The organism is Pseudomonas sp., assembly GCF_048265905.1.
Classification (GTDB): domain Bacteria; phylum Pseudomonadota; class Gammaproteobacteria; order Pseudomonadales; family Pseudomonadaceae; genus Aquipseudomonas.
Genome location: NZ_JBLXAP010000021.1, coordinates 1 through 15,102, shown reverse-complemented (window position 1 = coordinate 15,102; position 15,102 = coordinate 1). Strand labels below are relative to the sequence as shown.

The window sequence follows — 15,102 nt, the reverse complement described above, 5'->3', positions numbered from 1 at the left end:
TTTCGCTCCTATCCAGCGCATCAGACCGCGTCTTCGGTACGGGTCAGCGCGAGGTCATAGAGGGTGAGCAGCTTCTCGTCCTCTTGAAGCGCCGCGTCGGGCACTTTGGCTGCGATGTCGATGATTGTTTGGTAGTCCTTGCTGCCCCATGCTGCTCTGAAGCCAGCACGTAAAGCTTCTAGGCGGAACTCCTTCAGTCGACGACCCATGAACGCTCGGTAGTGGTCAAACTCTTTGAGCAGCACCTTCTCGCGCTTTTTCTCCAAGTCTTGTGCCTTATTCGGATCGGGGACGTACCAACGGTCCTTCGCCTTGGCTACAAGAGCTGGACTATCTTTCTCCAAACCGCGCAGATCTTTGTGGTTGGTCGAGAGATAGCTGTGGATCTGGCTCGGTACCTCACCAGTACCGTCGTACTGAATGAAGTTATCTTCAAGCAAGGCGGTAAGTTCAGGTTTCGATTCGTGCTTCTTCCAGCCAGCACCAAGTTGAGCAATGAAGTCCGTATGGACCTCCTGATAGGTTGATGGGCGGCGTTTCAAGAAATCGGTCAACCAATCAATCGCGCTACGCTCATCAGAAACGAACATCTCCATCTGTGGAGCAACGGCAACCTGCATACGCTTCTTGTCATACTCGGCCACTTGATCTGACAGAAAAACCATTCCGTCACGCTCTATAAATCTTTGAGCCAGGCCAGCCTGAAACTCATGTGTAGACATTGGTACAGGCACGTTGTGCCGGACAAACCAAGCCACCATGCGATCGAAAATTATCCGAGGATCTCGCTCGACAATAAATTCCAGCTCGCCGCCTTTGACTTTTATTCGAGGTAGATAACCAAGGTGGGTTCGAACGAAATCCCATACAGAATCCTCCGTACCACCCGTTCTAACAAATCGGTCCTCTAGCCCCCCGTTCGGCTTGTACGCCGAAATTACCAAATCCTGCTTTACTGCCGTTGTTGTCGTTACTGCTTTGAAGCTTCCCTGCTTTTTATCAAGCGCCGAAACATTTGCGACGACGAAGCCAGCCTCTTGGATAGCAGTCTGAATTGCGTTCCACACACTCGCCTGAGTGTTGGAGAACTCAACGGTTATCCACCGACCCAGCTTCAAAACACGATGCATTTCCTTGAAGGTTTCCGCCATAAGCATTCGATACTTATCAATCGACTTCCCTTGCGTCTTGCTCTCAACAGCTTCGCAGTCAACTTTCGTGGAAACTGCCAGCCAACACTCCCAAAGATGATTGAGATCCGAATACTGAATATTTGCTCCGAAAGGCGGATCAACGAATATGTAATCGACAGAGTTTGAAGGCAAAGACAGCTTGCTAGCCGAACCAGTAGTAGTGAATGCGCCACCCACCAGCGGATGCGAGGCCTTAAGACGAGCCTGTTTGACGATATGCTCCTTCAACAGCTTTGTGACTGGTATTTCTTTAATTAGGGATGGGATGTATAGGGTACCGCTCATCGGCCCCCCCCCTGCACCAAAACTCCCACCTTGAGAACGAAAACGATAGAGCTTAGAAGCGACCAGAGCTGTGGATGTCAGATTGACAGCTCGGAAAATTTTCCCATGACTTTGGCGAAAGACAGCGAGCCCAAGAAGGTTCCGGCGAGTGAAGAACTGATGGGTGTGAGTTATTCCAGCTTCATCGTTTCTACGCGCTTCATCACCCTTTGGCATTCGTGAAGCTGGGATCCAGACATTGGGATCGATCCCATCAATCTTCTTCAATAGAGCAAAGTCAAACTGATCAGGTGACTTCCCGTATTTGCTACGGCCAACCTTATAGCTGATGTGGACAGGAACCTGCTTGGCCTGTTTTACAGACTGATTAAGCAGTTGGTCATACTTCGTTTCCCACGCGCGGTCTAATGAACGCTTTGCAGTCGATGCCCCACAGTGCGGGCAACTGAACGGCTCGGACACCTGACCTGATTCTTTTTCGACAGCCGCATCCCAGAACACAATCTCGCCGACACAACCTCGACAAATGAAAACATCAGACCAGACCACATAGTTAATCCTCCCGACTGGCGCTTTCAGCGTAGATATTGAGCCACCCTCTTTATCCAGATCCGCTATGGCATCATTGATATCTTTCTCAGAGGGCTTGTGCAACGTCTGAAACATCCATCCAATGCTTTTTTCGACTGAATTAAGCGCGGCGGTTGCCTCAACCTCGAACGATGATGCATCAATAGGGCTGTTGTAGTTGTAAGCAATGAATGTGGCTGCAGGGGATAGATCATTTAAGACAGGGCGGCGCATCCCCACCATAGAGAAGGGCACCCAGGAATCTTTGCCTTCGATTGTTTCGAGAGAACTGATTGTTCCGTCAGCATCTACTCGATAGCCTAATGACTGCACTTCTGATTTGTCGGCGCAGAGCTGCGAGGCAATACCCGTCATGCCTGTGCCGCAGAAGCTATCTAGGACGACATCTCCCGGATTGGTGTAATGCAGCAGATATCGCATGACCGCCTTGTGCGGCACTTTCGTGTGGTAGCTATGTGCAAGATAAACAGGGTCATTTTTCCCCTCGCTCACATCCGCGACGAAGGGCTCTTTACTGTAAGGCGATGAGGCGTCGTATAACTTTCCGTACTGACCCACGAAATCCTCCAAAAAAGGATTCGGGCAAGCCGTGTAGTACGGTGGATCAGATAAAGTTAGGATGTCTTCGTCCGATCCGACAGGAAAACCTTCAATCCTCCGGAACGTAGGGTCTTTGAGCTTCTCGGCAAGCAATTTCAAGTAGTGCTCGCGTCGAGCCTCATCACTCGGGAATGTTTGCCCGAGACATTCAACGGGACCGGACTTAGCCGCGTGGTTCTGGAAAAGATCACTCATACTTTTTCCTTTTTTAATTCCCGTTAACTGCAAGCCGCTGTTGCAGTGCAGGATATGCGTAGATGCTTGTGGCATCCCGACTGGCGGCAACTCGAGCATTAACAAAGGCCTGCCAATGTGGATGGGACGTAGTCAGAAGACTCCGTGTAGTGTCGAATACAGTCTCAAGGATCACAGGTGTTCCGCTTGCTCCCCATATTTGGCCATTCCCCTGCACAGCCTCAAGCATTGAACGCAAATCATCCGCACTCATCAAAGGAGCGAGCGGAATCATCAATGCACGTCCCAGCTGCTCAGCTGTTCGCCAACTACTGGAATTGCCATAAATGTGGATGGCCTGAGTAATAAACTCGCGCTTTGGTAACTGAGAGATGATCCCGATTTGAACGTCTTGCTCGAAAGAGTCGAATCGCGCGAGCAGAACGCTGGCTAGTTCAGGGATGCAAAACACATCGAAGGCAGAGTGTGTTTTGAGAGTGTCAGCATCGACAACCCCAAGTAACTGTCGAAATCGAATGCGGGTCGGCTCCGACAGCCACTCCCACACGCGGGCATCACACTCTACAAAGGCACTTATGCTGAGGAGCAACGTGTCTGGAATAGCATCGAACTTGCGGGAGACATGATTATTTGCCGTGCTGTCGTAGATCGCCGTTTTTGCATTGGCAATCTCCCGCAGCGTTCGGGCAATCTGATGTCGTTGTCCGATGTAGTTGGCGGACTCGCTGCCGAAAGGCGCGCTCAGCAACGACTTGATTAGATTGACGACCATCACGTCCTTCGCGCGGTCGAGATACTTCGTGCGAACGAACGTACCGATGCTATCGCCATCCACGGGGAAAGAGGGGCTCAGCAGATCGGCATGAAAACGCTCAATCGCGCTCTTGCCTTGCAGTGGCGCATTGATCAACAGATGCTTTAGCGCATGAGTGATGTGGGTACGCACCAGTTCCGGTGTTGGTTGAAATAAGGCGTCGTCAGCGGCGAATGCCGGATGCGCGCACAAATGTCGATCCTTCTGCAGCCGATGTAAATCCTCAAACTCGTGTGGGGCGAAGATTTGAAGTTTTTCATTTGCCGTGGTCAGCACTACACACTCTATAGCCTGCATTTTCTTCACGTCGTGGTTCTGTATCGCTTGCTCGATGTCCTGTACGTATGCGATTGCTGCGGCATCGCCATGCGCAGCCAGTTCCTTGGCCTTGGCAATGATGTCGTAATCAACAGCGATCCAGGTGGAGACAATGGCGGATCGAAATGCTCCGCCGCGATAGGCCGAGATGGCTTCGATGATCAACCGTTTCGACTCTGGGTCGCGTACAGCAAGCGCCAACGAATCAATGTCCGTCAGGCCTTGAGCCACGAAGGTGCTCATAGCGACTCCACCTTCGAGCCAGCAGTCTGTTGTTCGGCGTATTTCTTCATGCCATCGCGCAGAATCTCAAGAAACGTGTGATTCCGGCATTCCGCATCCGCTACGATCGCATCAAAAGACACTACAAATGTTGGCGTGGGAATGATTCGTCCATCAGGGTGTGGGGTTTCGAACTCCTGATAGAAGACTTTGCCCTTCGAGAAAAAAGGCGTCCATTTGAATTGCCGCAACCGAAAGGCAGTCGCTTCATTGATATCCATGATTGCGTAGTACCAAACCCGTTGAATATTCGGGCAGTGCGCCACCAGCTTTCCGGCTCTATCGAGTAGTTGGTTGACTGCATAAAAATTATCTTTTTCTTCGTCAGTCTTCTTTTTTATTTCAACCACCACTACATCGACCGGCGCTGCGTCACTCGGATCGCCCGAGAAGATCATGGCAATATCCGGCCTGCCGGTATCGCCCACACTTCCATCATCCAGGCGTATGGCGTTGATCACGGCGTCCATACTCTTCTCGCTCAGAATCGTGCGAAACACCATGAATTTGTCGTCCAGCAACCAGGCATTGTTCTGGTAAATCTCGGAAGACATTGTGTTTTGGGAGAATTCTTTGAACCGTGGAACGATCAGGTTATGTATTTCGGCCTCAGCGTTATCGGCCGTCATTTCTTTCATCTTGCCGATGATCTTGTCGCGATACAGGATGTACTCTGTCAAAGTTCGAGAAGACAGTTCCAGCGATTTTTCATACGCAGCTTCGCTCAACTTTTCACACTGAAGAATTTCTTTTTGAACCCGAAAGAATCGCTGTTGAGCGATTGCCAAAGCATCGTCCCGGTCAATAAGGCCGACGGTATCGCTCTCGAAAAACCCGAGCAAATGCGGAAACTGTTCTTCGAATTTTTCTTTTATTTTTTCGTTTCTTTCAGTGATCTGCGGGATTTTTTCTGCCAGAACTTTGCCAAGCTCACGGCGCAGCACACGAAAAAGACGCGTTTCCTGAATGCCCTCTGGCAACACCAGCTTCTGCCGCGAACTATCGGCATTGGAGTGAAAGATTTCCGACTCGAATAGAAATACACATAGGTAGCCCGTCGGAAATGATGCCGGAGGTATCAGGTTGGCCGGAATCGTTCGTCCATCGATACTGAACGCGGTAAGCGAACTGCCTCTCCCCGCTACCGCTTCGATGTGGTAGTACATATCAATAGCTGAAATCGCGTCCAAGGAGTCATCTTGGATTGTGATTTTTGTCATCGAAGGCAAGTCATCGGGGGTAATGACTGTTTCGTGAGGGAAAAACTCTTTCTGTGCGTTGCTTTCGTTGGTCTTCAGATTGATAGAAATCTTGAATGCCATGCCGTCGCGCTTGCGCGCATCCAGCGTCGGCAAGAACTGCTCGATCATGAGTGGCTTTAGCGCATCCGGTTTCAGATCGTCATAAGACTTGACGCGATCTTTGGCAAAACCATTGAACACCAATGCCGTCTTGGCCGGCTGTTGATCTGTCAGGGCTTCGAGTGGCGCGTTGCCATCGAAACCATCTTTGAAGATAAAGTTTCTGCGCCATTTATCGCCAGTGCTGGTGACCTCGACCCGACTGAAGTAATTGAGAAATACCAGACGACCGATGCCTTTATGGAACTTATCCCTAGGCCTCAGCAGCTTCCTGAAACGCTCAAAATTTTCCTCTGTGAATCCATCTCCATTGTCTGAAACTGTGATTTGCAGTGTGTCCGGCTTGTCGAACGCCTGTACATCAATATCAATGGATATCTCGGTCGCACCCGCATCCAGCGCATTGGCAAGGGCTTCGAAATAAACCAGTGTCAATGACGGATTGGGGAAAAACAGCCTGATCGCCCCAGAGGTTTCAATGTCCATAATTACACCGCCACCGTCTTATATAGATGAAAGATAAATCAGTGCGTCTCTAGTCATGGCATCACTCGATCACGAAGCGCAGTTTGGTAACATCCTTGCCCTTGCAACGCTCGTTCATAAAAGTATCGAAGCGTTTACGCAGGTCATCCGGTGTGGCTGGTGAGCCGCCCTGTAGCAGCGCCTGCTTGATCTCATCACCCTTGACAGCAATTTTCTCCAGACCGGACAGCGCCTCCTGCACAGCGCCGGCAAACTCGGCGGTCATCGGCTCAGGCAGCTTGCGTGAGTCCAGGAAGGCATCGATCAGCTTCTTGGATGAGGGGGGCAATAAGCCGAGGCTGTCTTGCGTAAACGGGTCTTCGAGGTTCTCCAGCAGGGTCTGCTGCCAGTTGGCTAGCAGTTCGTCCAGCTCGTCATCCAGCTTGTGCAGACGGTTGGCTGCCGGGATCAGCTCTAACTGCTCAGCAGACGGTCGTAACTGGCAGTGCGGGCATACCGCCGCTGTCGTCAGCGTGGGCTCGTCCAGCGACGAACAGCTCTTGAGGCCGTTGAGCGACTCCTCGAACGCGGTGAGTTGGCTGGTGGGCATCAGCGACACGCCCGCCAACACGCGCAGTGTCAGTAGGCGATCGTCCTTGCGCAGGGCATTGCGGGTCTTGTCTTCGGCCACGCCCAGCCGCGCCTTGCTGTGGCTGGCGATGTAGGCGGTGATGTAGTCCTTCTTGAGCTGGTTGAGCGTTTGCCGGTATTCGGCGCCGTGCTCGGCCGTGCGGTCCTGGCTCAGCTTTTCCTGCAGCGCCTTGCGGGCGGTTTCGGCCTGCTTCACCCACGGGTGCTCGGCGGGCAACACCATCTCGGCCTGCGAGAGGTAGGACGCCGTGCTGCCCAGCTCGACCACCAGTTCGAGCAGACGCTCGACGGCGGCCAGGACCTCCAGATTCTTCTTCTGACCGTCTAGGTCTTCCTGTGTGACGCGCAGATTCTTGAGCTTGCCGACGGTGTTGTACGGTGCCAGCGACTCAGTGAACTTTTTCAGCGAATCCAGCCGGGCGTGCCAGTCTTTGGCTTCTTCTTCGCGCAGCAGGTTCTGGCCCCAGAAGCCTAGCTTGCCTTGCTGCAGATCGGAACCGGCCTTGAGGACGCGCGGCACCAGTGCACTGACTTTCTCCTGCAGTTTGATGACCGGCTCGGTATCGCCCTGACTGGCCTTCTGGGCCAGGCCGGACGGCAGATCGAACAACTCGAACAAGGCTCGCAGCACCGCGAGGTTGATCTCCTTGGGCGCCTCGACGTGCTTGAACTGCTTGAGTTCCTCCAGCGAGCGTTCTGCCAGCTGGGTCAGCTTGCCGGAGTCGATCTTGTCGCCAGTGATCGACAGCACGATGTCGCCGGAGTAGACGAGCCCGCCCAGCACGGTGACCAGCAGATCGGGCTCCAGCCGGTACTTGATCGGCGCGAAATACTCGACGTCAGACGTTCCCGACAGCAGTTCGCTGCGGTTGAGCACCTGGCCGTGGCCCTTGGCCTTGAGCCGGTTCAGCACTTCCTGCGCATAGCGGGAGTTGGCCGGGTCGACGCGGTCGCCATCGAGCAACTCCAGCGCATCGAGCACGGCGAGCGCATCCTTGGTGCGAGGGCCGCCGGCCAGTGCGCGTAGCGCGTTGCTGATCAGTTGCTTGCGGTTGGCTTCGGTCACCAGCACCGAGAAGGTGGGGTACTCCGGTGAGAGATCGACAAAGCGCTGGCCCAGCACCAGGCCCGAGATGACGTTCACCACGTCGCGGAAGTTGATGCGCTCGTCGGCACCAAGCCTCGCCCGGTCACGCAGGGAAACGCCTTTAACCCAATCTTGCAGGTTCTTTTTCTTGCCCTGGTAGGTGATCTCGAAGGCGGTCATCTGCTTTTCCTGCAGCCACTTGCTCATGGCTCTCAGGAAATCTTGCGCCTTGGAGAGATAGATAGCCTTGGCACCACCACTGGCAGTGGATGCAATATCCAGCGCCGCCGCGTAGGACGACAAGTGGCGTTTGAAGTCGTCGTCGAGGCCCGTGAGGCGGAAGAATACCTCATCCGACAGGTTGTTGTCGGTGAACTTCGGCTTATCGAAAGGTTGGATGAAGTAGACGTAGAAGTCGCGCTCTGGCTGTGCCGTGGGGCGATCGTTCGGAGCCCCGAAGAAGAGGTAGCCCATGCGCTCGACTCGGCGCTCCTGCCATTCGAGCTGGTATTGCCAGATTTGGAAGCCGGGGTAGCGCAGATCGTCGCTGCACTCCATCAGTGCCTTGACGGCGCTGTAGTAGGCGCGGTCGAGCGCGTCGTCGGACAAGGCTTCGGCGCGCTTTTCGATCTGCGCGTCATAGTCGATGTCCTTTTTGAGGTCGAGGTAGTACTGCTCGGTGTCGGCGGCTTTGGAGATGAACTGGCCGTTGACGGTTTTCAACACCTCCCGCATGACGGTCTGCACCATCGACAGCAGATTATCGGAGGGCTCGCCCGGCATGTCTTCCACGCCCGGTTGAAACAGGCACAAGGCGTCGCGCAGCTCAGCGGCCGTGGGGCCAATCGGAATGTGTATGTCGCCGCCGGTGGTCAAACGGTTCACGGCCAGCGCGTTGATGACGCGCAGCGCCATCGGCTTGTAGGCCGGGCGCGTGAAGGCCTGCTGGACCCGCGACTCCAGTACTTCGGAGACGCGCATCACTTCCTTGATGTTCGGGTCAGCACGCAATACCGAGTTAGCTTTGATGGTGTTCCAGAAGCTTTCGTAGCTTATGAACTGTGGCCGGTCAGTGGGCACGTCTTGGTCGAGGATCGCAAGCATGGCGGACTCGATAGTCTTGAGCGCTCCACGCTTCTCCGTGAAGTGGATTTGCTCGAAGGTCTTCAGGTAATCCGGGTGTACAGGGAACAGACGCACGTATTCGTCCATGCGCTCGTTCATGGAGCCATAGAACTTGGCGAACGGCGTCAGGTACTCGCGGATCTTGTTCTGCTGGTCCGCAGTTTTCTTCAACAGGCGCGCGGAAACGACGAAGCTAACGTCTTGGCGGTCGATCAGTATCTGAGTAAAGCGCTCGTTAACACGGCGCATGCTGTTCGCAACATGCTGGAAGCGAACACTGTCGAAGATGGCCTCCTGCACACCAGCGACGAAGCGGAACTTCAGATGCTTGGTGACTTCGCCGATCTGACGTAGGATGGCAAGGTCCTGCACCAGCTCGTGGTCGCGACGGGACTGCAGGTACTCTAGGAACTCGTCGACAACGAGCAGCACGCCCTGACCCGGGAATTTTTCGCCGAACGCGGCCATCATTTCCTCGAAGGAGTCCTTGTTGTTGAGCTCCTTGTCCGCTGTAGGGAATGTATAGTCGACGCCTAACTTTTCGAGGAAACGCTCCAACTGCAGGGTGATGATCTGGCGCAGCGGCATTTGCAGTCCGCCTACCTCAATGCGCAGCACCTTAAAGCGACCAGCGATTGGGGCAACTGCCTCAGCAACCTTGGGATGACGAATCATCGGCGCGTAAGAGGCGTCTTCGGCCACCAGCGACAGCACCGACATCAAGTGCGATTTACCGGTACCGTAGTTACCGACGATCAACACGCCTTTGTGATCGACCGACTCTTCAAAACTGAGCTGGGGAACCATGAGCTTGGAGATCCGCTCGGCCATGTCGTCGGAAATGACGTAGGTCGCGACAAGCTTCTTGGCCTCGTCCGGGCGCTCAGCATCGAGTAGTTGAATAACTGACTCGATCTGCTCGAACTGGATCAAATCTCCGTATTTCATGTTAGTGGGCATATGCTTCCCTCTTCCCAATTCTCTTTTTCAAATTCTGGTCAAATTTCGAGTACAACCACGCCGTCGCAGCTGTAGTCACGATGTTCTGGATGGCTCATGTCGGCGTAGATCAGTCGGTCACCGCGCATTTCGCCCGGCCAGACGGCCACGACGCGCTTGGAATGAGCTAACCGCCTGACGAGGTCAAGCGGGTTGATCTGCAGGCTCGGCTCAAACAACAACTCCAGGTTGTCGAGCAGCAGCGGGGCACCGGTACGCTCCTTGCCTGCGATCTCTCGCAGCAGTTCGCCTGCCGAGAAACCACGCTTGTTGTTTGGCGCTACTGCCAACCTTCGCCCTAGCTCTAAGCCGACGTTGAGCGGTGCGATGCTGAGTTTGTCGCCCAATTGGCGTAGCAGTTGGGTCTTACCGCTGTGGCTAGGACCTACCAGAAGGATCAACTTGCTGTTGAGGTCGTCGATTTCGCCAATTAGCCTTTCTATTTTTGCCAGCATGCTCATCCCCGTCAGTCCGACTCGGCTTCGAGCCGTTGTTGGTCAGGGGAACGGTAGCCCGGCGCCAACACGGCATTGCGCACTCCATAGATGGCAAGGTGGTCCTTCAGCCACAACCGGTATTCGTGCCCGCGCAAGCTATGGTCGGGCGTGCAGTCCACACTCCATTGGCGAAGTATGTAACCGGCAGTAGCGGCACGCAGCTTCATCCGCAGCGCGCCACCCTGCATGCTGTAGTCCATTTCGGTGACCTCTGGCCGGGGCTGGTCTGGATGTGGCACCAAATCCAACTCGACGATACGGGTCCACTGAATATCTTGATCGCTCATCTCGTGAGCTGCCACGGACTGGCCATTAAGCACTACTGGGCGTTTTATCCGAGTAATGACGAAATCGCGGAACTCCTTTGATTTCCGGCAGAACGCACGAACGTGCCAGCGCAGGCCTGTATCGATCAAAGCGAAAGGCACGACCTCGCGCTTGGACTTACCGCTGGAAATAGAGTAGTACTCGATAGCCAGGGGGCAGCCCTGATGAATGGCGCGCGTCACTCTCGCCAGAACATCCAAATCGGGGTTAGTCAGCCGGGAAGGAATCTCACTGAGTACCCAGGTTTTGAGGCGCAGCGGTTCGCCATCGCCAAATGCCTGAGTCAACCACGACATGACTCTTTCTGCTGGGTAATTAAACAGCGCATGGAAATCAGCGCCCAAGACATAGGTCTTTCCCTTGGGGTCATAGTCGATATTGCCGGGAGCTAGCTCCCTGTAAAGCGCAAGGTCCCGGGTCGCTGCAGCTGACTGGATGGCAAATCGATCCACTAGATCCTGCCGTCGAATCTCTCCGACAAAACGCACACGCAGCTCGATAAATGCCAGGCGATCGCGCTGTGGCTGAGCAAGCTCTGCAAGAGGGGTTATGGGCGTCATATGAGATAGAGGCACTTGATCTGAGTGTTAGAGCGGATCTTATTGCACGCCTTAGGCGTACGTCCACATTTGTATTTTGCAAGCATAGTTGCAATCATTTTGATTACTTAATTTTTTCATGAAGCGGGGAATGCAAGTCGCGCCCTGATCGTGACGACCTAGCATCTCAGAGGTGCTACCTAAACACTGCACATCAAACTCTAGCTGCGCCTTGTTAAAGACCTCTTCCAAATAGAGGTCATCAAAGCACGCTCTGCCAAATCTCGTTGCGCTCAATAATCTGGACAAAAGCCTGCGCGCTGAACCCATGTGAATAAAGCGACGCAGGCTCTTGCTCTTCATCCTGCTCAAACGTCCTCAGGTAATGCTGCTCATCGCGCAAGGTCACTTCAATGACTTCGCGCGACACGACACGAAAGCAATCAACAACCTCACCATCAAGCTCAATCGACGTATCGACAACCCAAGCATGCAGAGCTGGAATCGATTCGTGCTCGCTGAGCCCAAGTCGGGCACGTAAATCAGGGTCAGCTTGCAAGGCCTGGAGTACAGCCGGCTGCTTACGTTCCAATTGCCTAGCAGCCTTTCGCAGGGTATTCGTCCGGTGCAGCCAGACTTCGTGCGGTGTTGAGCGAATAAATCCAGACTTGACCTCTAACAAGAGCATCACACCGTCCAAGTATGCCAGCAGATCTATCTCACCGGCGTCAGGCTCTTCAGTGCTGGGCGGCTGGTAGCCAACTACGACAATGAAGCCCCTCTGTCTGAGCGCCTCGGCGAGCTCGTGCTCCACACGCTCGGTTTCGCCGCGCAGCTCAGGCCGACGCTGCTCGACACGACGCAGGTTATTCACAGCAGCCGTCAAACTGTTTTGCTGGCCAGCAACCCAAGGGAACTGAAAGCTATAGCGGCCGATCTTGTAAAAAGGCCGTTCGTACAATCTTGGCGTTGGCATGTTTTGCGTTTGCTTGATCTGCGCAGATAACATCTGCAGATCACTGGTCCAAAACTGCAAAATCGTTTTGGCTGCATCAGCGTCACCTTCCGGATGCTCATCACTGACCGTCCATGCGCGGATCCGCCGAACTTTATCTGGTAGCTCCGACCAGGTCATGGGAAAGCGATTCTCGCCTTGCAGCAGCCCTTCAAAGGCCAAACGCCTAAGTGCTGCAATAGGATCTCCAAGGTCATCTAGGTAACGGTGATAAGGCTGCAGGAATGCCTGCTCGAAAAACGTCCTGCTCAGCTCGCTGGCGAGCATGGCGTGATGCAGCGCAACTTCAGTCCCATCATTTAGCCTCACACGCTCACCTAACCCGAAGACAACCTGTAAGTAGAGCTGGCTACGAACGGCTTTTATATAAGCGAGCTGATTGGCCTCATGGTTTTCAGGACTACCGATGGTCTCCCCCGCCATATCTGAGGCAGCAAACAGTTCAATTGCACGGCGCATCCAGTAACACCAGAGCAACTGGCTTTTGCGCTCAGTATGCTGCCAACGCTGTGTACCCTCATCAGTCTTATTGAAGATGACTGACTGCCCAGGCCTGAGCTGGTAATCACACTCACTGTCGTAGCAAAACCAGTCGATGGATCCTTCGTAGTCAATGCGCTCTCGCATCGCAGCGGCCAATACAGCCACAGACTCCAAATGAGTTGAACATTCAGCCCCTCCACCAGGCTGAGGGAAGAGCATTGGCGAAAGGTGACGTTTAAGCGAGCGCCCAAGCACCTCCTCGGATAATCGAAAATCAGATTCGGTACAAACTTTTAGCTTGCGCAAAACAATCCGCTCGTAGACACCCCAATCCTTGCCAGCAGGATCATCATCCACCTCGCCCAGACGGCCATAAGCCAACACACTGAGATAGGAAAGCAGCTCAAGCAGAGAGAGCGACTTCAGCCGATGCTCAGCCTGAAGGATTGCCTCATCAAAAGGTTCAAGCTGCTGCAGAAGACGATCACAGACACCAAAGAACTCTTGCCATGCATAGCTGCTCTGCGTCTCGCGAAGATGTTTCCATAGGGGTGAACCGCTGCGGGTAAAAAGCTTCGAGTAACGAATGGCCCAACGCAATACATCAGGATGATGAACGGCCAAATGATCCAGCAGCTCCTTACTGATCACATCATCGAAATGCAGAACGCGCGCGAGCGCTAGGCTTGCAATCTGAGTCCCTTCAAGATTGGAAGGCTTCAACCAAAATCCAGCCGCAACCAATCCAGACGCTCTATTGCGCGCGGTGTATTTACCTTGCGGACGCTGATCTAGAAAATCATGAAGACACTCGTCGAGTGCTCTACCTGGATCGTGCCGATTCAGGTAACCATTAAAACGAGCTTGGTAATACTCTTGGCATCGCAGCTCCGGGGTCTGCACAATTGACAATCCTTCGCTCGACTAAAGCCATAATCATACGGGATTTGGGCAATCTGATCTTCTTGCACATCGGATCACCCGCTATGATCTGGCGGAGCGATTCAAGCGTGGAGCATGGATGATGGATGATGGATGATGCACGAAAACAAAATTCCTTTTGGGGAGCGAGATGGAATCCTTTTCCGTGCCTTTTCGGTCGAGAACGGGCTTCTCTGCGGCTGCATTTGCCCTGGCTGCAGACAGCCACTGAATGCTGCTAACAATGGTGAAAAAGTAGTTCCTCATTTCCGCCATGCCCAATCGAATGACTGCACCACAGGCTATCGAGAGGGAGTCAGACGTGCCGCAGTTGCACTTATCGCGCAGCATAAGCAACTCATGCTTCCGGCCTTTTTCGACATGGCCAGAGTCACCACCGCTGGCGGTCGATTTCTGGAAGAGAAAGTCGAACTGCCACCAGTGATGGTCAAGGCAGAGTCAGTCGAACGATTCGTGGAGCTGGAAGAGCTCAGAGGCCATGCGGTCCTTCATCTATCTGGCCGACAGTTGATCGTACGCATCAAAATGTCCTCTAGAATGGAGCATGAACGTTACCGTCAGTTTCAAGCCCTCGAACATTCCAGCATCGAGATAGACCTGCATCACCTAGGCTTTGAACAAATCAATGATGATGACAGTTTCACGCATGCCGTGCTGCAGGACCCATCGAATCGCTCATGGATTAGATGTCTTCGCGGAGAAGCGCTAAAAGCCGTTACGGAGCAGCAACTTCAATCACGCGCATCTGAGCTGAACGCTACTTGGTTACAAGAGCAGGCCGAGCGTGAACTTAAAGAACAAGCTCGGCAGCTTGCCATCGCAAATAAGGCTGCCGAGCATGATATTGCCTTGAAGGTACATCGCGCCATGCAAACTGAAATGGCAGCCAATCAGCCCGCCTTGCCGCAAGACGCCACCGTGGCTGGCAGATCTGAGCTCATCGCGGCAACCATGCTGAAAGCATTACGTGACTGGGGCGGGAGAGCCTCAGAGTGCACAGCCTGCTACCTGCTCAGTCCACCTAACTCCAAATTTTGCCTCTATTGTGCTGTCGATGATCGCGGAGTAATTGCAACAACTGTATCGCCTGACCTGCCGACAACAATTCACAAACGGATGCACTGCTCTGCCAAACCGGGCATGTCATTAAAAACAGCGCCTTTAATTGTCGTAAGGCCAGAGGTCTGACTTATCGCATACGGGTACAGCTCTGTCGCCGCCGCACATCGTAAGTCTTACTAGTAAAACCTTGCACAGGCAGCTTCCCGCCTGAAGGCGTCTATAACATGCCGGGTGGTTACCTATACCTCCTGCAGATTACCCTGCTGCTAGA

The 15,102-nt window shown here is 53.7% G+C and carries 8 protein-coding genes; 1 reads left to right on the top strand and 7 read right to left on the bottom strand.

The features are described 5' to 3' along the window. Positions 1–20: 20 nt before the first annotated feature. From ACN0UH_RS18745 to ACN0UH_RS18715, 7 genes are all read right to left on the bottom strand, one after another. Complete coding sequence (locus tag ACN0UH_RS18745) at positions 21–2,864, bottom strand: DNA methyltransferase (protein WP_417663483.1); 2,844 nt, start codon at positions 2,862–2,864, stop codon at positions 21–23. Between the two features lie 13 nt (positions 2,865–2,877). Next, positions 2,878–4,239: a hypothetical protein gene (locus ACN0UH_RS18740; protein ID WP_417663482.1), complete on the bottom strand. Its 1,362-nt coding sequence runs from the start codon at positions 4,237–4,239 to the stop codon at positions 2,878–2,880. Then, positions 4,236–6,125, bottom strand: a complete 1,890-nt coding sequence (locus tag ACN0UH_RS18735) for an ATP-binding protein (RefSeq protein WP_417663481.1) — start codon at positions 6,123–6,125, stop codon at positions 4,236–4,238. Before ACN0UH_RS18735 ends, ACN0UH_RS18740 begins: the two co-directional genes overlap by 4 nt. A gap of 61 nt (positions 6,126–6,186) precedes the next feature. Next, complete coding sequence (locus tag ACN0UH_RS18730) at positions 6,187–9,927, bottom strand: DUF6079 family protein (RefSeq protein WP_417663480.1); 3,741 nt, start codon at positions 9,925–9,927, stop codon at positions 6,187–6,189. A gap of 38 nt (positions 9,928–9,965) precedes the next feature. Continuing rightward, positions 9,966–10,421 carry a BREX-3 system P-loop-containing protein BrxF gene (brxF, locus tag ACN0UH_RS18725; RefSeq protein WP_417663479.1) on the bottom strand — a complete coding sequence of 152 codons (456 nt, stop codon included), beginning with the start codon at positions 10,419–10,421 and terminating at the stop codon, positions 9,966–9,968. Between the two features lie 11 nt (positions 10,422–10,432). After that, the gene (locus tag ACN0UH_RS18720; protein WP_417663478.1) at positions 10,433–11,350 is read right to left on the bottom strand and encodes a transcriptional regulator; all 918 of its coding nucleotides are present in this window, start codon (positions 11,348–11,350) and stop codon (positions 10,433–10,435) included. Positions 11,351–11,591: 241 nt separating this feature from the next. Beyond that, positions 11,592–13,550: an NERD domain-containing protein gene (locus ACN0UH_RS18715; protein WP_417663477.1), complete on the bottom strand. Its 1,959-nt coding sequence runs from the start codon at positions 13,548–13,550 to the stop codon at positions 11,592–11,594. A 312-nt stretch (positions 13,551–13,862) separates the two neighbouring features. Here ACN0UH_RS18715 and ACN0UH_RS18710 point away from each other — a divergent pair, with 312 nt between their 5' ends. After that, complete coding sequence (locus ACN0UH_RS18710; protein WP_417663476.1) at positions 13,863–14,957, top strand: hypothetical protein; 1,095 nt, start codon at positions 13,863–13,865, stop codon at positions 14,955–14,957. The last annotated feature ends 145 nt before the right edge of the window (positions 14,958–15,102 follow it).